General features: G+C 44.2%; 22 protein-coding genes. 17 read left to right on the forward strand and 5 right to left on the reverse strand.

Annotation, left to right across the window (positions count from 1 at the left end; genetic code table 11):
- Positions 1-9 precede the first annotated feature (9 nt).
- The 3 genes from AC1DN5_RS16065 (at position 10) to AC1DN5_RS16075 (ending at position 3,098) form a co-directional block, all read left to right on the forward strand.
- On the forward strand, positions 10-984 hold the full coding sequence (locus AC1DN5_RS16065) for a TIR domain-containing protein (protein WP_366970024.1): 975 nt from the start codon (positions 10-12) through the stop codon (positions 982-984).
- A gap of 601 nt (positions 985-1,585) precedes the next feature.
- Complete coding sequence (locus AC1DN5_RS16070; protein ID WP_064779240.1) at positions 1,586-2,458, forward strand: ABC transporter ATP-binding protein; 873 nt, start codon at positions 1,586-1,588, stop codon at positions 2,456-2,458.
- A complete protein-coding gene (locus tag AC1DN5_RS16075) occupies positions 2,436-3,098 on the forward strand; it encodes an ABC-2 transporter permease (RefSeq protein ID WP_366970023.1) in 663 nt (220 codons plus the stop codon). Before AC1DN5_RS16070 ends, AC1DN5_RS16075 begins: the two co-directional genes overlap by 23 nt.
- Positions 3,099-3,174: 76 nt before the next feature.
- Here the strand turns inward: AC1DN5_RS16075 and AC1DN5_RS16080 are convergent, their stop codons facing one another.
- Positions 3,175-4,041 (reverse strand): hypothetical protein, encoded by an 867-nt coding sequence (locus AC1DN5_RS16080; protein ID WP_366970022.1) that lies wholly within the window; start codon positions 4,039-4,041, stop codon positions 3,175-3,177.
- A 133-nt stretch (positions 4,042-4,174) separates the two neighbouring features.
- Between AC1DN5_RS16080 and AC1DN5_RS16085 the strand changes: the two genes are divergently transcribed.
- Positions 4,175-5,341 (forward strand): DUF4885 family protein, encoded by a 1,167-nt coding sequence (locus tag AC1DN5_RS16085; protein WP_366970021.1) that lies wholly within the window; start codon positions 4,175-4,177, stop codon positions 5,339-5,341.
- Between the two features lie 51 nt (positions 5,342-5,392).
- Here the strand turns inward: AC1DN5_RS16085 and AC1DN5_RS16090 are convergent, their stop codons facing one another.
- The 3 genes from AC1DN5_RS16090 to AC1DN5_RS16100 form a co-directional block, all read right to left on the reverse strand.
- Complete coding sequence (locus AC1DN5_RS16090; RefSeq protein WP_327816056.1) at positions 5,393-6,235, reverse strand: aldo/keto reductase; 843 nt, start codon at positions 6,233-6,235, stop codon at positions 5,393-5,395.
- 112 nt (positions 6,236-6,347) lie between these two features.
- Complete coding sequence (locus AC1DN5_RS16095) at positions 6,348-7,040, reverse strand: LrgB family protein (RefSeq protein WP_016936909.1); 693 nt, start codon at positions 7,038-7,040, stop codon at positions 6,348-6,350.
- Positions 7,010-7,414, reverse strand: coding sequence for a CidA/LrgA family holin-like protein (locus AC1DN5_RS16100; protein ID WP_327816054.1), 405 nt, complete (start codon positions 7,412-7,414; stop codon positions 7,010-7,012). Before AC1DN5_RS16100 ends, AC1DN5_RS16095 begins: the two co-directional genes overlap by 31 nt.
- Before the next feature lie 194 nt (positions 7,415-7,608).
- Here AC1DN5_RS16100 and AC1DN5_RS16105 point away from each other — a divergent pair, with 194 nt between their 5' ends.
- From AC1DN5_RS16105 to AC1DN5_RS16160, 12 genes are all read left to right on the forward strand, one after another.
- Positions 7,609-8,040: a MarR family winged helix-turn-helix transcriptional regulator gene (locus AC1DN5_RS16105; protein ID WP_016936907.1), complete on the forward strand. Its 432-nt coding sequence runs from the start codon at positions 7,609-7,611 to the stop codon at positions 8,038-8,040.
- 422 nt (positions 8,041-8,462) lie between these two features.
- Complete coding sequence (locus AC1DN5_RS16110) at positions 8,463-9,848, forward strand: amino acid permease (protein WP_016936906.1); 1,386 nt, start codon at positions 8,463-8,465, stop codon at positions 9,846-9,848.
- A 92-nt stretch (positions 9,849-9,940) separates the two neighbouring features.
- On the forward strand, positions 9,941-10,654 hold the full coding sequence (locus AC1DN5_RS16115; protein WP_045926332.1) for a YjjG family noncanonical pyrimidine nucleotidase: 714 nt from the start codon (positions 9,941-9,943) through the stop codon (positions 10,652-10,654).
- Between the two features lie 10 nt (positions 10,655-10,664).
- Positions 10,665-11,795: a sensor histidine kinase gene (locus tag AC1DN5_RS16120; protein ID WP_188154696.1), complete on the forward strand. Its 1,131-nt coding sequence runs from the start codon at positions 10,665-10,667 to the stop codon at positions 11,793-11,795.
- A gap of 4 nt (positions 11,796-11,799) precedes the next feature.
- Entirely contained in the window at positions 11,800-12,444 is a 645-nt protein-coding gene (locus tag AC1DN5_RS16125; protein ID WP_047476092.1) for a response regulator, read from the forward strand.
- A gap of 138 nt (positions 12,445-12,582) precedes the next feature.
- Positions 12,583-13,530 carry an ABC transporter ATP-binding protein gene (locus tag AC1DN5_RS16130; RefSeq protein ID WP_188154697.1) on the forward strand — a complete coding sequence of 316 codons (948 nt, stop codon included), beginning with the start codon at positions 12,583-12,585 and terminating at the stop codon, positions 13,528-13,530.
- Positions 13,527-14,714: an ABC transporter permease gene (locus tag AC1DN5_RS16135; RefSeq protein WP_327816048.1), complete on the forward strand. Its 1,188-nt coding sequence runs from the start codon at positions 13,527-13,529 to the stop codon at positions 14,712-14,714. The genes AC1DN5_RS16130 and AC1DN5_RS16135 overlap by 4 nt, the downstream gene beginning before the upstream one ends.
- Entirely contained in the window at positions 14,711-15,853 is a 1,143-nt protein-coding gene (locus AC1DN5_RS16140; RefSeq protein ID WP_366970020.1) for an ABC transporter permease, read from the forward strand. The genes AC1DN5_RS16135 and AC1DN5_RS16140 overlap by 4 nt, the downstream gene beginning before the upstream one ends.
- A 13-nt stretch (positions 15,854-15,866) precedes the next feature.
- Positions 15,867-16,046, forward strand: a complete 180-nt coding sequence (locus AC1DN5_RS16145; RefSeq protein WP_198698315.1) for a hypothetical protein — start codon at positions 15,867-15,869, stop codon at positions 16,044-16,046.
- Positions 16,047-16,151: 105 nt separating this feature from the next.
- Complete coding sequence (locus AC1DN5_RS16150) at positions 16,152-16,628, forward strand: DUF4879 domain-containing protein (protein WP_366970019.1); 477 nt, start codon at positions 16,152-16,154, stop codon at positions 16,626-16,628.
- Between the two features lie 75 nt (positions 16,629-16,703).
- Positions 16,704-16,952, forward strand: coding sequence for a sigma-G-dependent sporulation-specific acid-soluble spore protein CsgA (locus AC1DN5_RS16155; RefSeq protein WP_366970036.1), 249 nt, complete (start codon positions 16,704-16,706; stop codon positions 16,950-16,952).
- 109 nt (positions 16,953-17,061) lie between these two features.
- Positions 17,062-17,760, forward strand: a complete 699-nt coding sequence (locus AC1DN5_RS16160; protein WP_366970018.1) for a YqeB family protein — start codon at positions 17,062-17,064, stop codon at positions 17,758-17,760.
- Positions 17,761-17,803: 43 nt separating this feature from the next.
- Here the strand turns inward: AC1DN5_RS16160 and AC1DN5_RS16165 are convergent, their stop codons facing one another.
- Positions 17,804-18,064: a hypothetical protein gene (locus tag AC1DN5_RS16165; RefSeq protein WP_016936895.1), complete on the reverse strand. Its 261-nt coding sequence runs from the start codon at positions 18,062-18,064 to the stop codon at positions 17,804-17,806.
- A 185-nt stretch (positions 18,065-18,249) separates the two neighbouring features.
- Between AC1DN5_RS16165 and AC1DN5_RS16170 the strand changes: the two genes are divergently transcribed.
- Positions 18,250-19,869, forward strand: a complete 1,620-nt coding sequence (locus AC1DN5_RS16170) for an APC family permease (protein ID WP_045926328.1) — start codon at positions 18,250-18,252, stop codon at positions 19,867-19,869.
- Positions 19,870-20,298 lie beyond the last annotated feature (429 nt).

Consider the following 20,298-nt stretch of genomic DNA (forward strand, 5'->3'; position numbering starts at 1 on the left):
TACTTTTTAGTGTTTAGAACAATTAAAGATATTGAAAACAAAATAAGTACAAATAATAGACAGAATACAACATATATACACCCAATTGCGAGTCATGAAGAAATAGCAAAATTAATTGTTGCATACTCGAACAGTAACGGTGGAGATATAGTCTTTGGAATCCGAGATGATGGTAAAAGATTAGAAATAAAGAATTTTCCCTTTAGATATGATTTGGAGAGAGTTCAAAATTTGATAGAAGGTATTATAAATATTAAAAGTGAGTACTTTACTTTAAAAGGCATTAAGCTATATTATATTTCTATTAATAAAGCACAGGAATTAGTAACTGTAAATAAAACGATTTATAAAATTGGTGATAGTGGAGTGGCTGAACAGATGAAGAACCAGAAGATATTTATTTCATATTGTTGGAATGATGTAGCATTTGCTGATTTAATTGATAATGATTTCAAAAATATGGGGTATACTTTGACTAGAGATGTTCGAAACATTGAGTTTAAAAATAGTATTAAAGATTTCATGAAAACTATTGGGAAACACGATTTTGTTATTAGTATTATTAGTGACCAATATTTAAAATCAGTAAATTGTATGTATGAGATATCTGAAGTTATGCGTTCGCGTGAATATAAAGAGAAAATGTTATTAGTTATACTAAAAGATTCTGATAAAGAATTTTTACCTTCACTTTCAGAGATACCGACTACAATTGCAGCTAATATATATTCTTTTGAGCAAAGGGTAGGATATATATCTTATTGGGAAGAGAAAGAGAATGCATACTCGGAAATGATTCAGAAAATAACTCAAGATACAAATAAGATTGAACCTTTACAGGAGTTAAAAAGAATAAAGAGTATCACAAATAACGTCAGTGAATTTTTATCTGATATAAGTGATTGGAACAATACTAATTTAAGTGACCTAAAAGCATCTGACTATACAGCTTTTATAAAAGAAATTAACCAAAGTGTTAACTAAATGATTGCTTTGAATTCATTTAATGCTATATACATAGTGGAAAATTGATATTTTAATCAATCTTTTTTATAAAACCAAACTCCACACAAAAATCAAACCCACGCATTTTGATCAAACTTTGTTCAAAATATGTGGGTTTCTTCTATTATAAAATCAACGTTTGCAAAATGCTTTTAATTGAACTTTATTCGAAAGCTACATTATTAGCCAGAGGGGTTTTTTAATGCGGAAATGAGAAAACCCTACTCTTTGCGATTTTAAAGAAATCCCCGTTTATATATTGAAAAGGAATAACACCTGCTTTATAATACGAGATGCATTCCAGTTAACATCCATAAATGCAATCATTAGTAAATCGTTTTGTGCATGCCTCATCGGAAAGTAATCACCTCCAGCAATTTTTCATCATGAATATCCATTATATAAACGTAATCAATCGATTGCACTTCCACATTATGCTTAAGACTTTAAAATTTTTTTTGTTTTGCCGACTCCGGCTTCATTATGGAATTCCTCGACTAGATATAAAAATCACAATATTTTTGCAATAATCCGGTTCAATTCTTGAAAAAGTCCTGACAACAGTGATAGGAGTGGTATGATGTCAAACCTTTTAGAAGTCAGAAACCTCAGCAAATCTTTTGGTCATAAAGCTGTTTTAAAGGATGTCACATTCAATGTGCCTGCCGGATCCATTGTCGGTTTTATCGGTGATAACGGCGCAGGCAAATCAACAACATTTAAAACGATATTAGGGTTAATCTCTCAAGATAGAGGAAAAGTGAAAATCTTTGGTGAGGAGAATCTGGATAAACATATAAAGTTCAAAGAAGATATAGGGGTCGCATTTGATGCGATGAATCTGCCCGCACATCTTACAATAAAGCAGCTGAATCATGTATTTAAAAAGCTATTCGGTGCTTGGGACCAAGACAATTTTTATCGGTTGGTTCAATCTTTCTCTTTACCTATGGACAAAAAAGTAAATACATTCTCGCGCGGCATGTCGATGAAGTTATCCGTAGCTGTTGCTTTGTCGCATAACGCAAAATTATTAATCTTGGATGAAGCAACGGGAGGGCTTGATCCCTCTTCAAGAGATGATCTGTTAAATGAATTAAAAAGCTTTGTGAGTAAATGCAACGGCGGTATTTTACTTTCATCACATATTATGTCTGATGTTGAGAAGATAGCAAGCCATATCATTATTATGAAAGATGGCGAAATTTTATTAAATGAAGAGAAAGACAAGGTTCTTGCAAGCTATACTGTTATAGATGTTGATGAAGGTCAATTGGCTGAGCTCAACGAAGATATCGTTCTTGCAAAAAGGAACCTTGGATCTTATTGGAGTGTGCTTGTATCGGATCGACAGAAATTGCCGAATGGCGTAACGGCCAAAACCATTTCAATAGAAGAAATCAGTGTCTTTTTAACGAGGAGTGAAAAACATGAGAGGTCTGTTATTGACTAACTATTACTTAGTTTATCGAAGTTTCTTTGCATACACGGGGTTGGCCATATTGATATCAGCAGTCATCTTTTATTTTGGAGACGCTTCAATGCATCGTTTTGTTGCTATGCTGATTATTTTGTTTGTCGTCATGCCCGCACTTGAGGTTATAAAGTATGAGAGTAAGTCTGGCTATGACAAGTATGTGCTGACTTTACCGGTCAGCAGAACAAATATTGTTCAAAGCCACTATGTCTTCTATCTTTTGGTTGTTGTGATCGGAGCTGTGATATCTTATGGTGTCTTCTTTGTATACAGCCTGGGTTCTGATGATCGAATTGACGGCATATTGAATATTGTCTCTTTTGGAACGTTCATCGTTCTCTTTGCCGGTGCAATCGTTTATCCTCTTCTCTACATGATAGGCCCGGAAAAATCCGATGCTATCGTGATTGGAGGGGCAATGGGGGGACTTTTTGCTACCTTTGGATTGCAAAGTGTCGTCGGGTATGTAGCAGAACTATTATCGCCGTCGTTTTTGCACATAAATCCTTCTTTATATGTCTCGATTATATATCTCATGATCGGCGTTATGTTATATCTCATTTCATTTTTCATTGCCGCAGCTATCTATCATAAAAAAGAATTTACAACAGGATAAGACATGGAACGGGCTCATAAATTCACTTAAACTCCAAGCATAAAGCCGCCCGCACAATGGGCGGCTGTTCTTCTCATTAATACTGTGATGTCACATCATACTCATAATCAATCTTCAATTTTACATTTTTCATAGTCGATCTAGCTGTTGCAAGTGTGTTGTATTTGAAATTCCAGATGCTTGAGACTGAGAGGTTATCATCCAGTGTGATACCGTAATTTCCTTGAGTGGAGCTGTTTGCGAGTGCGCGGTGCCACACTTTATTTTCTTCAGACATTATGCAGTGTCTTGTGTTTCCTTGACTTGGTATTTGAGTCGCGGTGGTGCTGATTCTTTTCACTATGGCGTCTTTTGGAATGCTTGTCTGTTTGGTTAAGTCGAGCCTGAGAACGGTTGAATCCGATCCGTTCGGACTGAGGCTTGTATTTCCTTTATTTTCAGCTGTGCCGCTGAATGCGAAGGTCTCGCTTCCGGCTTTGATTCGATTGTAAATGGAGAGTGTAAAGTATATATCGTCAGTGTATGAGCCGCGGGACACTTTCACGTAGAACGTCTCGTTATTTTCTTTCGCATCTGTAATGGCATAGATAAAAGGAAGCAGCGTATCAGGGTTTATCACTTCTGTGCCTTTACTGACCAGCACTTTATTTTTATTATAAATTTCAATGCTCATTCCCTTGTATTCACTTCTTGTTGAGCTCCTGACATAGAGTCTTTCTCCCTTATTGGCAGTGAAAGTGAAGTACGATTCTTTTTCCCCTTCCGGCAATACGGCTGTATCAATATTTTTATATTTCCAGTAGCCGACTGGATTGGCAGTTTCAAATGAGTGATTTCCTGTAATAGTACTTACTTGAAACGCAGAGGCTGAAGCTGAAGGTGCAAACAATACGCCTGATAATACGATTGCAGTGACAAATAGAATAGATATATACTTTTTCATGGAAAAATCCCCCTTTTTACTTCATCATATATAAAAATAGCCCTTATGTAAACATTTGTTATTTGAGGTTAAAATCAACTGGGAAACAGCCGATAAAAACACTAGAACATCATCTCAAGCGGAGGTTAAAAACATGCGCCTAAACGCTCGTTATATAAAAAATCAAACAATGGCTCAGCAAGTGCTTCAGCAGTATTCTTCCAAAACAAATGCGAAAGATGCGGCAAAAAGGCCGGACCGGTTATTGATTCAATCAGGCGGGACCCGCGATCTGAGCCAGGTGAATTATTCAAGGAGCGGTGTCACTGAGAAAGGGAGCAGCCTGTCCCGTTTATATCAATCCGCAAATCAGAAAACGATTGCGGATAATGGGAATGAGACAGTAATAGCCGCTGATAATCCGTATGAGTCTGAGAGTGATATTGCAAGCAGGATTCTTGATGAGAAATACAGCCGTATCAATGAAATCAATAAACGAAAATCAGATCCTTTGCGTTTTATTAAGGACAAATACCAGCGTCCCGATTCACCTTATTTCAGGAGTGATTTAACAGAATCAGAGCGTCAGGCCGCTTATCATAATGAAACGGAATGGCTGTTTAAGGGGAAAGCCCAAAGCTATGATTTCCGTGATGCTGCGTTTCGGGGTGAAACACTCAATGGAGAAATTCAAGGAGAAAACGAAAAGGTGTTTCAGAGAGGGCAGGTCAATCAGCAAATCGGTGTGCTTTTTCATCGGAATCATATTCAGATTCCGGAGGGCGCGAATCTTACATTTACGATATCGCCGATTGATTATCTGTTAAAAGTGAGCGGGACTGACGATCAAGAGCTCACTCAGCAGATCGAAGCTGTCTTAAACTCCGGGGAAAACAGCAAAGAGCTGTTTGCGCACATCATTCGCAGCCGGAGTGATGACTCCTCGCAGTTTACGCCGGAAGCGTATGAGAAATATCAAGTCGTTCGGGAAATGTATGAGGTGACCGGCTATCATCTGAAAGACTTGCAGACTGTGGGCGGGAAGTACGTCACAGAAGACGGACGCGACCTTTTAGAGGTTTATAAGGAAGCGCTGCAGCACGATCCTTTGCTGAAACATACGGCGGCAGAAGCGGCTGCCCATTACGGACAGGCGCTTACGAAGCTGGCGAGAACGGGTTATGAGGCCATTCCTGATTTGGTGCTGTCCATTGATTACAAAGACGGATCTCTGCGTGATACCGGCCAAAGCAGGCAATACGGATCTGGGGATACGGATTGGCTTTCTGAATGGAAACGGGAGCTGGGTGTGCGTATATAAAATGAGAAAAAAGCTGACGAATGATGCCGTCAGCTTTCTTTATATGCTTGCTTAAAACTCCTCATACTCCGCCGGGTCTTGGCCGTTTATGCGTCCGTCGGGGCGGGTAAGCGAATCGATAAGTTTCATGTCGTTTTCATCAAGAGAGAAATCAAAAACAGAGATGTTTTCGAGCTGGCGTTCTGGGGATGCTGATTTTGGAATCGGGATGGCGCCCAGCTGGATATGCCAGCGTAAAATGACTTGAGAAATGGTTTTATCGTATTTGTCCGCAATCTGTCCGAGTTTTTGATCGTTCAATACTTCACCGGCGCGGGCTAACGGACTCCATGATTCTGTCACGATGCCCTGTTCTTCATGCCATTGCCGCTGCTGCTGCTGATTAAAAGCGGGATGCAGTTCAATTTGGTTTATGCCTGGCTTTACGCCGGTTTCACGTTCGAGCCGTTCGATATGCTCAGGCAGGAAATTGCAGACGCCGATGGAGCGGATCAGGCCCCATTTTTTCGCATCAATCAGTGCCTGCCACGCTTCTGTATAGCGGTCTTGTTTCGGATTCGGCCAATGGACGAGATACAGGTCATAGTAATCCAGACCGGCGCGGTATAAAGATTCTTGGATAGTTTGTACAGCTTTGTCATATTCATGGTAGCGTCCCGGAAGCTTGGATGTCACGTATAGCTGCTCTCTCGGAACAGAGCTTCTCTTGATGGCTTCTCCGACCGCCCCTTCATTTTCATAGTTATAAGCGGTGTCAATCAGACGATAGCCGATATCAATGGCGCTGGTAACGGCATGAACGCCGTTGTTTCCATGAAGAGCGTATGTACCGAAGCCGATCGCGGGAATGCTTGTCCCATCCAGCAGTTTCTTTTGCGGAATTACTGCAGTCATCTTAAATCCCTCCTTGTTTTCTACTTTACCATTCTTCTTACAAATGAAACATCAATATTGGAAGAAAATGAGATAATCTGCATATAAAAAAGCTGACGGAGACCCGCCAGCTTTAAATTTGAAACATCCATGCTACGACAGGTCCGAAGACCGATCCTAACACGGCGCAGAGCGTCATGGAGACAGAACTCATGGAGACTGTTAATTCTCCGTATTCCATTGCTTTTGAGGTGCCGAGCGCATGGGAGGCGCTCCCGAATGCAATTCCTTTCCCGAGTGAGCTGCGGATGCGGATCCACTTGAGAAGCAGCGGCCCTAAGATGACGCCGGAAAACCCTGCGATCATGACGAACACGACTGTCATGGAAGGGACACCGCCGATACCGGACGCGATCTGAATGGCGACGGGAGTCGTGATTGATTTTGGAATGATGGACAAAATCAAACTCCGGCTGATGCCGAACAGCTCTGCAAATAACAGGCCGCTGACCATTCCGGAGAATAAACCGGCCAATACGCCGCCGATAATCGGAAACATATACTTGATCAACATCCGGCGCTGCTTATAAAGCGGATATGCCAAAGCCACCACGGCGGGGCCGAGCAGTGAATTGATCCATTGTCCGCCGACCATATACTCTTTATACGGAATATGAAAAACAAGCAGGACGGCAATAATGAAAATCGTAGTCGTCAACACGGGTATGAGAAATGGGTATGGAAAGCGTACATATAATTTCACCATGGCCAGATAGGCGGCGGCCGTGAACAAAATTATAAGGATTGCGATACATGCTTGCTGCACTTCTTTTTCTCCTTTCTCTGATTGGCTTTATGCTCTAACAGCTGGCTCGCGTACCCTGCGGCGATCATTGTGACGATGGTGCTCAGCACGACGATTAAAAACAGGGCCGCCCCGCTGGCGGAAAACAGTGACGGATAATTGATGACGCCCGTCATGGCCGGAATGAATAGCAGCGGAAGAAAAGACAGCAAAAATCCGGCTCCGTCTTCAATCATTTTGGCGGGAATGATCTTAACCGATAAACATATGATGAGCAGGATTAAACCGATGATACTGCCGGGAATGGGCAGGTGAAAGAGCTGCTGAGCGGCTCCCCCGATAAAGGAAAATGCGAATAAAATAATGATTTGCAGTATGATGCGTATGACTTTCACAACGATGCTGTTCTTTGGAGAAGAGCAGCTTCCCCCTTTCTTGTTGCTTCGATAAGTTTCTTTACTTTTGGCACATATATTTGTACTATACAAATATATGTATGCAAAATCTTTCTATATGTTTTCTGAGTAAATGTACATATGTTTGTATTATACAACTAATGTTGCTGTTGTCAATGTAAGGAGTGAGGCGTTTGTCAAAACAAGATCCGATTGAATTAATTGAATATGAGCTCACCACTTTTATCAGGAGGGCTGTTTATCTCGATAACTCCGACCGCAAAATCGGACATCTGGAAAGAGCTGCGTATTTGTTATTACGGCAGCTTGATGAATTCGGGCCGGCGCGTGTGAAGGAATTGGCCGAATCCTTTAAACTGGATATTTCTACATTGTCTCGACAGGCCGCGGCCTTGGAAACGAAGGAGCTGATCCAGCGCTTCTCCGACCCTTCTGACGGGCGGGTCAGTCTGTTTGCGATTACGAAGCTTGGCAAACAGAGGCTAAAAGCTGATAAAAAGATGCGGCTTGAGCGATATCATCGCATGCTTGATGATTGGTCCGGCGAGGAGAAAGAAATGTTCGGCAGGCTTTTGCTGCGGCTGAATGAGGCATTTATCGATTAGTGAATGATTTTTGCAGGGGTAAGCAGGATGATGGCGTAGGAGAGGGAGAATGATAGAGAGTAAGGCTTTACGCCATTCTGCTTAGTAACATTTATAGAATAGGGGGTGGAACCTTTTCTACCGGGAAATACTGTTTCTCGGAAGCTGCGGTAATTATTATCTCAATATTCTTAATTCAATAAAAATGAGAGCGCTTTATTTTAAGTCTCTTGGTCTAAGGTGCATGGTGTTTACCTGAAAAAAACAATTGTGTTTTCCACGAAAATTTATTATGATGGAATAAGGAAATTGGAGACTATATAACAATAGGAAGATAGAATATTTCTAATATTGCGGGAAATGAAGATTGAGTTAGGTTCAACAGATGCGCCTTCTGCTTCATTATTTCACATATATCAGAGCTGTTAAGAGGAGGAAGCGAAGTGGCAAACAAGGAGTTAAAAAGAGGCTTAGGCGCGCGTCATATCCAGATGATTGCGCTGGGCGGCACGATCGGTGTCGGTTTATTCATGGGGTCATCCAGCACGATTGGATGGACAGGGCCGTCTGTTCTGCTGGCTTATGCGATCTCGGGTATCTTTATCTTTTTTATCATGCGTGCGATGGGCGAAATGCTTTATGTAGAGCCGAGTACAGGGTCGTTTGCGACATTCGGCCATAAGTATATACATCCGTTAGCCGGCTATATGACGGCGTGGAGCAACTGGTTTCAATGGGTGATCGTCGGGATGTCTGAAATTATCGCCGTCGGTTCGTATATGAAATATTGGTTTCCTGATCTGCCGGCATGGATTCCCGGGCTTATCGCCATGGCCATTCTCGGTGCGGCGAATTTGATTTCGGTAAAATCTTTCGGTGAGTTTGAATTTTGGTTTGCCATGATCAAAATCGTCACCATTATTCTGATGATTGTTGCGGGTATCGGCATTATTTTCTTCGGTTTCGGCAACGGGGGTCATGCGATCGGATTATCTAATTTATGGTCGCACGGCGGTTTCTTTACAAATGGTTTTTCCGGGTTTTTCTTTGCTTTGTCTTTGGTCGTTGCGGCTTATCAAGGGGTTGAGCTGATCGGGATTACGGCAGGGGAAGCGAAAGATCCGCAAAAAACGCTGCGAAGCGCGATTCAGAGCATTATCTGGCGGATTTTGATTTTCTACATCGGTGCGATTTTCGTGATCGTGACTGTGTATCCGTGGAATGAGCTTCACTCACTCGGCAGTCCGTTTGTTTCGACATTTGCGAAAGTCGGGATTACGGCGGCAGCCGGTTTGATTAACTTTGTTGTGATTACCGCTGCGATGTCCGGCTGCAACAGCGGGATTTTCAGTGCGGGACGCATGCTTTATACGTTGGGCGTGAACGGACAGGCGCCGAAATTCTTTAAGAAAGTTTCATCGAGCGGTGTGCCGATATTCGGTACGCTCGCAGTATTAATCGGACTTGTGATCGGTGTCGTGCTGAACTACATCGCGCCTCCGAAAATATTTGTCTATGTCTACAGCGCGAGTGTGCTCCCTGGAATGATTCCGTGGTTTGTTATTTTAATCAGCCATCTCGGTTTCAGACGGGCGAAGGGCGCTGAGCTTGATCAGCATCCGTTTAAAATGCCTTTTGCGCCGTTTACAAACTATTTGACGATCGCTTTCTTAATCATGGTATTGGCCGGCATGTGGTTTAACAAAGAGACGCGGATATCTTTGGTCGTCGGGGTGATTTTTATGGCGATTGTGACGATCAGCTATTATGCGTTCGGCATCGGCAAGCGCATGTCTGATGAAGACTCGAAAATAGAAGACGCTGTATAACTCAACAAGACACCTCTCTTAAAGGGGTGTCTTTTTCGGCTTGTCCGCGAGTGGTATACTGGTTAAAAAAAGCAGAACCGGGGGAAACATCGATGAGTCACTACCGTACGTTATTATTTGATATAGACAATACGCTGCTGGATTTTACCGCTTCAGAAACCGATGCTCTTCAAAAATTGTTTCAAGGTTCAAAGCTGGAACTGACGCCAGAGGTGGAAGCCCGTTATAAAGCAATTAATCAAGGGTTGTGGAAGGCGTTTGAAGAGGGGGATATGACCCGCGATGAAGTGGTGAATACACGGTTTGCCCTTTTGTTTAAAGAATACGGCCTCGAGGCGGACGGCGTGCTGATGAATGAGGCGTACCGCCGATACTTAGAAGAAGGACACCAGATGATAGACGGAGCTTATGAGCTGATTGAAAGGCTGAGTCCTTTATTTGATTTATACATCGTGACAAACGGTGTATCAAGATCCCAATATAAGCGGCTGGGTGATTCCGGTTTGTATCCGTTTTTTAAAGATGTGTTTGTATCTGAGGATACGGGTTTTCAAAAGCCGATGAAGGAATACTTTGATTATGTATTTGCGAGAATTCCCGGTTTTTCTGCCGAGCGCGGGCTTATTATCGGCGATTCACTGAGCGCGGACATAAAAGGCGGTCAGATGGCGGGAATTGATACGTGCTGGTTTAATCCCGGAAAGAAAATAAATGAGTCGGGGATCATTCCGACGTATGAAATTCATTCGCTTGATGAGCTGTATGATCTGCTGAACGTGGAGCGAAAAGCCGCCGCTCATCTGTAAGGAGAATACGATGAAGATTGCACATACGAAGTTACTGATCAGGGGCTTTGCGTTACTATCAATTCTTCATACGATTCTTCAGCTTCCTTTCGGCCGGGGGGAGCTGAAGGTTTTTTTGTCTGTACTCGTGATGCTGCTGACGGCGAATGACTGCCTGCGGCCGATATATATGAAGAGACAGTCCGCCATCTATCACGGATCTTTTCTCCTGAGCAGCGTCATGGCGGGAGTTCTGCTGTACAATGTCTATTGCATTGGGGCACAGGCCATAATGGTGCTTTTATTGGTGGAGGTGCTTATTACTGATAAGCAGATTTCGGCTGTTTTGTTAACGATGCACGCCGCCGCATTTGCCGCCGCTTTATACGCCTCCGGAGCGGGTGTCAGTGATATCGTGCTCCCTTACTTCATCATGTTTGCGGTGATTTATTTATATCGGAAGAATCTGCAGGAGAAGTCAAAGGTTGAATCGCTGAATCGAGAGCTGAAGACGGCCAACGCCACACTGAAGGAATACTCAGAACGCATTGAAGAACTGGCGGTTACGAAAGAAAGAACAAGAATTGCGCAGGAGCTGCATGATTCTTTAGGTCATTATCTCGCTGCTCTGAAAATGAATTTGGAGTTTGCCGGGAAGACAGCCGGGCATCAGCCGGAAAAAGTAAAGCAGATCATTCATAAGGCGCATGATCTTACGAAAGAATCGATTTTAAAGCTTCGCCAGGCCGTGATGCTGCTGCAGGGCTCTTTGCCGGGGCGGGGATTTGAACAAGCGCTCCGTGACATTTTCAGCCATTTTCAAGAGGCGGGAGGGATACACTTCGAGCTGGAGATGGACGAGGCCATAGAAGCGGCGCAGCCTGATGTGAAGCACTGTCTTTATCAAACCATCCAGGAATCGATTACGAACGCGGTGAAGCACGGACATGCGTCATATGTTTCTGTCCGGATTCAAAAGGACCTGAACATGATATTGGCGCATATTCATAATAACGGCTCAGCGTGCGGGACGATTATAAAATCAAATGGTCTGAAAGGAATTGAAAAAAGAGCGGCCGCGCTTGGCGGAGAAGCTGTTTTCACTTCCGGAAATGAAACGGGTTTTGACGTGAAAATAAAGATACCGTGCAAGGAGGAATGATCTAGTGAATGTCATGATCGCAGACGACCAGTCCATTGTCAGGGAGGGGCTGAAAATGATTCTGAGCCTACACGAAGAAATTCAAGTATCGGGAGAAGCTTCTTGCGGTGAAGAAGTTCTGCAGCTGCTTCCGCAAACCGATACCGATGTGATTTTAATGGATATCAGAATGCCCGGCATGGACGGAATCGAAGCGACAAAAGCAGTAAAAGCCAGCTATCCGTCCGTAAAAGTCATCATTCTGACAACGTTTGAGGATGATCACTATATTTTTGCCGGGCTGAAAAGCGGGGCTGACGGCTATATCTTGAAGGATGCTGATTCAGAAGAAATTATTGCCTCTCTTCAGGCCGTTTATGAAGGAAATATGATGCTGAATCCCAAGGTTACGGTTCAAGTCGTAAAAGCGCTGAATCATATCGGCATCCCGGCCGTTCAGGAGGAGCCGCAGCCAAAGCTGACAGAGATTCTCACGCCGAGAGAGCTTGATGTCGCAAAGCACATTATGGAAGGCAAAAGCAATAAACGCATTGCCGCAGACTTATTCCTGACTGAAGGCACTGTGAAAAACTATGTTTCCAGAATCCTTGATAAACTCGAAGTGACAAACAGGACTGAGCTTACATTATATTTGCAAAAAATGATATAACCCCGCTTCACCCCCTCCCTCTTTTCATCATCGAACATATGACGAAAGTAATACCCATATCGAGTACGAAAGTGAATAGAAAACAAGGATCGCCAAGAGTAGAATAAGTGCAGACATGACACAAGGAGTGCTGCACGTATGCTTGAATTAACCGATTTGACAAAGAAGTACGGCGATTTTACCGCTGTCAATCATATAACGCTGCACGTCGAAAAAGGAGAGATATTCGGCCTGCTGGGACCAAACGGCGCCGGTAAATCAACAACGGTGTCAATGATCAGCACCGTGCTCTCACCGACGGGCGGAACAATTTGCATTAATGGAATGTCATTACAAAAACAGCCTGCGGCCATAAAAAAAGTGATGGGTATCGTCCCGCAGGAAATAGCCTTGTATCAAGCGCTAAGCGCAAAGGATAATTTGGCTTTTTTCGGGAGCCTGTACGGACTTTCCGGTAAGGAGCTCGATAAGCGGGTCGATGAAGTGCTGGACGTCATCGAATTAAAGGAACAGCGGAACCAAAGGGTGTCTGAATTTTCAGGCGGTATGAAGAGACGGGTGAATATCGGGGCTGCTCTGATGAACGAACCGAAACTATTCATTTTAGATGAACCGACCGTCGGGATTGATCCGCAATCCAGACACCATATTCTTGAAACCGTTAAGACGTTAAATCAAGAAAAAGGAATGACCGTCATCTACACGAGCCATTACATGGAAGAGGTCGAATATCTATGTGAAAGAGCGGCGATCATGGACCGCGGCTCAATCATTGCCTGCGGAACGAAAGACGAATTGAAACAGTCAGCGGGAGCCTCCGATACCCTGATCGTGAATGCAGAGGGTCTGAATGATGATGCCGTACAAAAAATCCGCCGCATTCCCGGTGTTTCCGAAGCCGCCGTCAGCCATCAGACCATTTCGATGCTCGTTTCCGCGGCAGAGCGGAATATCCTTGATATTGCGGATGATATCAGAAGAATCGGTATCACTATTAAGGGCATTCATTTCGAGGAAGCCAATCTGGAAAGCATTTTCCTACGGCTTACCGGCAAAACGCTGCGGGATTCACAGGGGGCGTCATGAAAACACTGATCAGGCTGATTTTATTAGATTTTCGGTTAATGGCCGGAGAAAAGTCTTTCTATATAAAACTGATTCTGTTTCCGGCGCTGATGATTTTTATTTTAGGAACGGTTTTTCACGGCGATTCGAAAGCGAAGTCATTTAAAATCGAGTTTTATAATGCGGATCACGCGGAGAGTGCTTTGGGAGACATATTAAAGAATGACGTTCTGAAACAAAACGATCTCATCCGTGTAAAAGACATAAGCGGTTATCAAGCAGGGAAACAGCTTGTCGAAAGCGGCAAAGTCTCGGTTTTTGTATACGTGCCGAAAGGCTTTGCAAAAGCGGCGGAACACAATGAAAAAACAAATATCAACGTCATTTCAGACCAACAAGGCTCTGTAAACGGAGACATTGTTGAGATGATGGCCGATTCGTTTGTCACCAGAGTAAAGATGAAAAACAGCGAAGAAAAAACGGTGCTGAAACAGTCGGGACATCTGTCAAAGGAGGAAGTCGGCAGCATAATGAGCGGACTTTCCGCTGAGCGCGGACAGGCTGTGGCCATTCCGAAACAGTCGGCCGGCCATCACGCGGCTCCGATTGATGCGATGCAGTATTATTCAATCGCGATGGTCGTCATGTTTTCTATCATGACCGCTTTTGCACTCATTCACGGCATAGTGGAAGAAAGGCAGCAGCACACATTCTTCAGAATAAAATCAATGCCTGTATTACATATCCAGTACGTGGCTGGAAAGCTTTTGGGGATCATGCTTGCCATCCTTATACAAATGGCTGCCGTCATCATCGCAAGCAGCATCTTGTACCATGTGAAATGGGGCAATTTGTTTGAAATATTGCTGGTTACGATCGTTTATTCATTTGCGATCGGCAGTATCGTGCTTCTTTGGGGGTTTACTGCAAAAAACCACGAGACCGTCTCAAGCATGGCGGCTCCTATTCTGTATGGCTTCAGTTTTTTAGGCGGAAGTTTTATCGCAAAAGACAGCCTGCCTGCCGGTTTGAAAATCGTGCAGGAGCTGATACCGAATGGCAAAGCGATCAACAGCTACGTAAGTGTCACGCAGCATGCCGGCCTGAGCGGTATTCTGGCGGATTTGGCAGAGCTTTTCGTTATCGGTGCTGTGTTTTTATGTTTGACCATATGGGTGTTTAAGCGGAAGGAGGCTGTTTCATGATGCAGCTGTTATTCATGATCAGACATCAGCTGAAACTGATGTTACAGAATCGGGTTGCGATCTTTGTGACCATTTCCGTCCCGCTCCTTCTGACTTATCTCTTTTCCTTTTCTGCCGATGACAGTCAGCAGAAGGAAGTCTATGTGGCTGATAAGGATCAGAGCGTCTTTTCAGCACAATTGATGAACATGATTCAGACAGTCGGCCATGTAAAAGTCACGAAGGTCACAGAGGCTGTTTTAAAGACAAAGGTTAATCATCAGGATATTTCTTTCGGGTTGCTGATCGGATCTCATTTTGAAGAGACATTATTTTCCGGTGATGAATTGAACGTTTCAATCATTCAGAATGAAGAAAAGGGTGATGCTGTTTTGACAGAGCAGCTGATTGCGCAGCAGGCGGGCACGCTGAAAAAGATCGTCCGCGATGCGGCAGTGATGTCCCGCACGCTGCACACTGACGCTAAGCAGGCGGCGGCTGACCTGTTGAAGGATATCCAAAGCCATTCTGCCGTAACCGTTGACCGCCAGCACATTTATGCAGGCGGACAAGCGGCAGACAGGCTTATCGGATTTTTAGTGATGTTTATCTGGTTCGTTGCGGTTCAAAGCTTGCGATCATTTATAGACGAAAAAGAAAATCATACATATGCCAGATTGCTGAGCACGCCCGTGTCCTATACGGCATATGCAATCTCTAAGTTTGCGGCGGCGTATCTTTTCGGACTTCTCCATATTATAGTGATTCTCGGTGCCGGAACATTCATGCTGCATATCCGTTTTGCCGATCACGTTCTTGCTGCGGGAGCGATGCTTGCGGCCTGTGTATTTGCGCTGACTGCTGTAACGATGGCGGTGATCCCGTCTATGAAGAGCCAAAAGCAATTCACATCGCTTGCTTCTGTTTTCATCGCTGTTACGGGTTTATTGGGAGGGGCTTTCTTCACTTTAGATGCGGCTCCGGAGTATATGCGGACGCTGTCGTTGTTTACCTCTGAAAAATGGGTGATCGGCGCATTTCAAAACAATGGCGGAGACAGCGCGCAGATTGCGCCCTTGAGCCTGTTTCTTGCCGCCGGCGCAGCGGCACTGGCCTTATCACTCTATTTGATAAACCGCAATATGAAAAAACACAGTTAGGAGGATGGCTGCTTTGTATATAGCAGAAATCATCGGAATCATAGAATTGCTCGCTGGAGCCGCAATGAACGTATGGATCGGCTGGCTCGGAAAAACCTTTTTCGGTAAAGATGACAGAAGTTCAAGAGTCGTGTTAAGAATCTGCGGCATCTTTCTGATCATCAATGGTGTTTCCAGAGCGTTTCATATCTAGTTCACAAAGTTTTCCAGACTCTTTTTTGGAATGTAATCTTTTTCCTTTGGAATCATGTAAAATAGAATAGAGTTCTATGAAAATATGACAAGAGGAGGAAGAAACATGAAAAAGAGAATCTTGATGTTATTCGCCGCGGCTGCCGCTGTATTGATGCTTGTAAGCGGGTTGTGGATGCCGTCAGCGTCTGCGGCGCCCGCTCCTGCTTTAACACAAATCCGTATTATCGGTGTGACGTCTGACGGACAGAATTATCAATGGGAGAATATCGGACCGAACCAAATCAGCGCATCAAAACCGATGAAGGGCACAACGGGGTATTTAGCTGTATATTTCCAAGGGTATCCGAACAATAACACAATTCAGGCGTTTAACAACGGAACGAATATTACAAATCTCACGGCAAAAGCGCTGGAAGATGAATATACGAAAAACGGCAATATCGTTACAGGCTACATTAAATATTACAGCGTTCCTCTTTCTTATGTCAGTTCAGGAACGTTCTCTTTCTCCGCAACGGGGCTGAATGGGCCGTACACACCGTTAAGCAGCGGATTTTTCTCCATTCAGGTACAGAGTTAAAACAGCCGCGCTTTCATGTATAGTTTTTCTCTCTTTCCGGGAAGCTATTCCTAAAGAAAAGGGAGGGCTTACATGATGGACACGACACTCGGGTATTTGCGCGAGTCGCTTTCGAACCACTTGGAGCATGGTGTTTGCCGCGGGATTTATAAAAAGCTGCAGGTGAAGCATTATGCAAATGAGGGCGAGTTCGTGAAGGATCTTAATGATCTGGAAATGGATGCGCTGAATCAGGTGCTTGAGAAGGAGATCAAATATGCTGAGAACGAGCAGGATGAGAAGCGCACGATGGAATTGAATGAAGTGTATGAACTGCTGTTTTAAAAAGCCTCCCGGCGGCCGGGTGGCTTTTTATTGTTTCGGAAATAGTTTACAGAATCATCCAACCCTTTGTATAATGGATAGTTGTGAAAAACACAGACGGAGGAGAAACATGAACGAAATAAAAAAACAGACGGTTCTTGAGTTGTCATCGGTTGAAAAAGCTTTGGTTTTTCTGGTGCCGCCATTATTGGGGCTGGTCATCGGCTGGTTTCTGCCGGTCATTGCGAAGTGGGCCGTAACATTGGATTGGCTGCCTTTTCACGGGCCGCTGAAAATCATCGCATCTTTTCACGGCTGGAAGGCTGCGGCAGCAACCGCCGTTATCGGCTTAATTGGGGGAATGTGGCTGACGCGGGCGGCTTTTAAAGAAAGTCTTGTGGCAGTCGTGACGGACAGTGAGGTGTCCTTAACCATACATAATAAAGAAAGCGTGTTTTCGAAAGACAGTATTTCCGGCGTGTTTACGGATCGAAAGTATCTGGTCTTATTGGGGACTGAAGGGCAGGAGCTTTTTCGGGAAAAGCTTGAGCCGGCGGTTGAAAAAGCGGCTGATGCGTTTCGCGGTCATGGGTATGTCTGGCTGGGAACGGAAGATCCTTTTAAAGAAGAATACAAACGGTGGGTGCCGGACATGCCGGATTTGGAGCCTGGGGCAAACGCTCTCTTAAAAGCGAGGGAAAAGGCGCTGAAACAGGATGAAACCGAAGATGCGAAAGAACTGAAAGCGGAAATATCCAAACTGGGCATTACCGTGCGGGATCAAGGGTCGCGTCAATATTGGCGGATCTATAAAAAGCCGTCTGCATAAAAAAGCTGCCGCCGTTTATACGGCCGGGCAGCATGGGAACAGATTATTTCTTCTTGTCATCGTAGTATTGAACCGGATACATGGAGCCTTCGGATACCATTTTGTTATCTTCAATATCTTCGGGATGCGGGTTGCCTGCTTTGTGGACGGGGAATGATTCGATATCGTGCTTCCCTGAAAGCGATGTTTTCATATTGCGGATAAAGTCCTTCACCTTTTGGCGGTTTGATTTATCTTTGAGCAGGTAGGAAGTCACTCCGACAGTCGACACGGCAAGTCCTGAAATGAGCAGTTTTTGTTTCATGATAAAAACTCCTTTCTATTTCTGGCTTGCAGTAGTTATTCCCGCTTGACGGCTGTTTAAACATCAAAGGGTAATTTTTGGATTCCTGCTTTAATGCGATAAAGATTGACAAAACTATTTTCAGAATAATATTATAAATATATGATAGCGCTGGAGTCATATTTTAATTGAAAGGTGTTAACTTTATGAATCAATTACATCGCAGAATGGGAACGTTTGCACTCATGATGGTCGGACTTGGGTCAATGATTGGCTCTGGCTGGTTATTCGGGGCATGGCGGGCGGCTCAGATTGCGGGACCTGCCGCAATTATTTCCTGGATTATCGGTATGATCGTTATTTTGTTTATCGCACTTTCTTACAGTGAATTAGGTTCAATGTTCCCGGAAGCCGGGGGAATGGTAAAATATACTCAATATTCTCACGGATCATTTATTGGATTTATCGCAGGATGGGCAAACTGGATTGCGATTGTTTCCGTTATTCCGGTGGAAGCGGTCGCGTCCGTTCAATATATGAGCTCTTGGCCGTGGGAGTGGGCGAAATGGACAGGCAATCTCGTTCACAACGGCACACTTACGGGAGAGGGTCTCGGATTTGCTTCCGTATTGCTGATTATTTACTTTTTACTGAATTATTGGACAGTTAATTTATTTTCAAAAGCGAATTCATTGATTACCATCTTTAAAATCATTATTCCGGGGCTGACAATCGGAGCGCTGCTGTTTACCGGTTTTCACGGCGGAAATTTCACATCCGGGTCAAGCATTGCGCCGAACGGCTGGGCGAGCGTGCTGACGGCAGTAGCGACATCAGGTATCGTCTTTGCGTTTAACGGGTTTCAAAGCCCGATTAACATGGCCGGAGAAGCAAAAAATCCAGGCAAATCGATTCCGATTGCGGTTGTCGGTTCGCTGTTGGTCGCAACCGTCATTTACGTCCTGCTGCAAATCGCGTTTATCGGTGCGGTTGAACCTTCTATGATCGTTCACGGCTGGAGTCACCTGAACTTTAACTCTCCATTTGCCGATTTGGCGATCGCCTTGAATATCAACTGGCTTGTCATTATTCTTTATGCGGATGCGTTCGTATCTCCGTCAGGAACCGGTATCACTTATACCGCTACGACGTCCCGTATGATTTACGGCATGGAAAAAAATAAATATATGCCGAGCATTTTCGGAAAGCTTCATCCGTTGTACGGCGTGCCGCGCCAAGCGATGATTTTTAACCTGATCGTATCGTTTATCTTTCTGTTTTTATTCAGAGGATGGGGCGTGCTTGCTGAAATCATTTCCGTTGCGACACTGATTTCTTATATCACGGGTCCTGTGACGGTGATGACGCTGCGGCGGACGGCGGCGGATTTGTACAGGCCTCTCCGTCTGAAAGGCCTCAGCGTGGTTGCTCCGCTCGGCTTCGTGTTCGCGTCTCTCGTGCTGTATTGGGCGCGCTGGCCGCTAACGGGGCAGGTGCTGTTTATCATTTTGATCGGTCTGCCGATTTACTTCTACTACCAAGCGAAAGCGAAGTGGAAAGGATTCCGCAGAAACTTTAAAGGCGGCGTCTGGATGGTTGTCTATCTGCTCAGCATGATGACCATTTCATGGCTCGGAAGTGAAAAATTCGGCGGTCTGAACATCATTCCGTACGGCTGGGATATGGGGCTGATCGCAATCGTTGCCCTTGTCTTCTATGCGTGGGCGCTGAAGAGCGGATTCAAGACTGAGTATTTGAAAGACGCCAAAGCAATCAACGATCAATTAAAAGGCGGACAGGCCGAAGCCGCTGCCGGAAAAGAATAACGATTGATACAACCCTTGCGGTACATTTCCCGCAAGGGTTTTTTGATCGCGCAAAAAAACATGGGTTCGGCATCATCTCCGAACCCATGCTGGCTCGATACAGACGTGACGATGAATGAGCAAGCCTAACGACAGAACAAGCAAGGCCAGTATTCTTTTTTTCTCATAATTTCTCCGTCTTATCAATAACTGTCTTCCATACTAAACAATGAATGTAAAGATATGTTGGGCAACTATCAACTATTAATCTTTTATATTTCTTTCTTCTCCGTAACTTTCTCCGTTTTCCTTTACTCCAAGTCAAAGTTTTCGAGACAAGGCAAATAATTAACCGCAGAGAAAATACAGTACGAAGTCGCTTTTACAATAAATGTATAATCAATTAAAATATAGGAGAATAAATAGTCGGAGGTAATAAGTATGAAAATG

Source organism: Bacillus sp. 01N42_2, assembly GCF_056399565.1.

Coding starts and splice junctions, on each gene's coding strand:
- AC1DN5_RS16155 (WP_366970036.1), top strand. CDS start 16,704: ATGGACACGACACTCGGGTATTTGCGCGAGTCGCTTTCGAACCACTTG.
- AC1DN5_RS16115 (WP_045926332.1), top strand. CDS start 9,941: ATGAGTCACTACCGTACGTTATTATTTGATATAGACAATACGCTGCTG.
- AC1DN5_RS16160 (WP_366970018.1), top strand. CDS start 17,062: ATGAACGAAATAAAAAAACAGACGGTTCTTGAGTTGTCATCGGTTGAA.
- AC1DN5_RS16170 (WP_045926328.1), top strand. CDS start 18,250: ATGAATCAATTACATCGCAGAATGGGAACGTTTGCACTCATGATGGTC.
- AC1DN5_RS16150 (WP_366970019.1), top strand. CDS start 16,152: ATGAAAAAGAGAATCTTGATGTTATTCGCCGCGGCTGCCGCTGTATTG.
- AC1DN5_RS16165 (WP_016936895.1), bottom strand. CDS start 18,064: ATGAAACAAAAACTGCTCATTTCAGGACTTGCCGTGTCGACTGTCGGA.
- AC1DN5_RS16085 (WP_366970021.1), top strand. CDS start 4,175: ATGCGCCTAAACGCTCGTTATATAAAAAATCAAACAATGGCTCAGCAA.
- AC1DN5_RS16140 (WP_366970020.1), top strand. CDS start 14,711: ATGATGCAGCTGTTATTCATGATCAGACATCAGCTGAAACTGATGTTA.
- AC1DN5_RS16075 (WP_366970023.1), top strand. CDS start 2,436: ATGAGAGGTCTGTTATTGACTAACTATTACTTAGTTTATCGAAGTTTC.
- AC1DN5_RS16130 (WP_188154697.1), top strand. CDS start 12,583: ATGCTTGAATTAACCGATTTGACAAAGAAGTACGGCGATTTTACCGCT.
- AC1DN5_RS16090 (WP_327816056.1), bottom strand. CDS start 6,235: ATGACTGCAGTAATTCCGCAAAAGAAACTGCTGGATGGGACAAGCATT.
- AC1DN5_RS16120 (WP_188154696.1), top strand. CDS start 10,665: ATGAAGATTGCACATACGAAGTTACTGATCAGGGGCTTTGCGTTACTA.
- AC1DN5_RS16080 (WP_366970022.1), bottom strand. CDS start 4,041: ATGAAAAAGTATATATCTATTCTATTTGTCACTGCAATCGTATTATCA.
- AC1DN5_RS16070 (WP_064779240.1), top strand. CDS start 1,586: ATGTCAAACCTTTTAGAAGTCAGAAACCTCAGCAAATCTTTTGGTCAT.
- AC1DN5_RS16135 (WP_327816048.1), top strand. CDS start 13,527: ATGAAAACACTGATCAGGCTGATTTTATTAGATTTTCGGTTAATGGCC.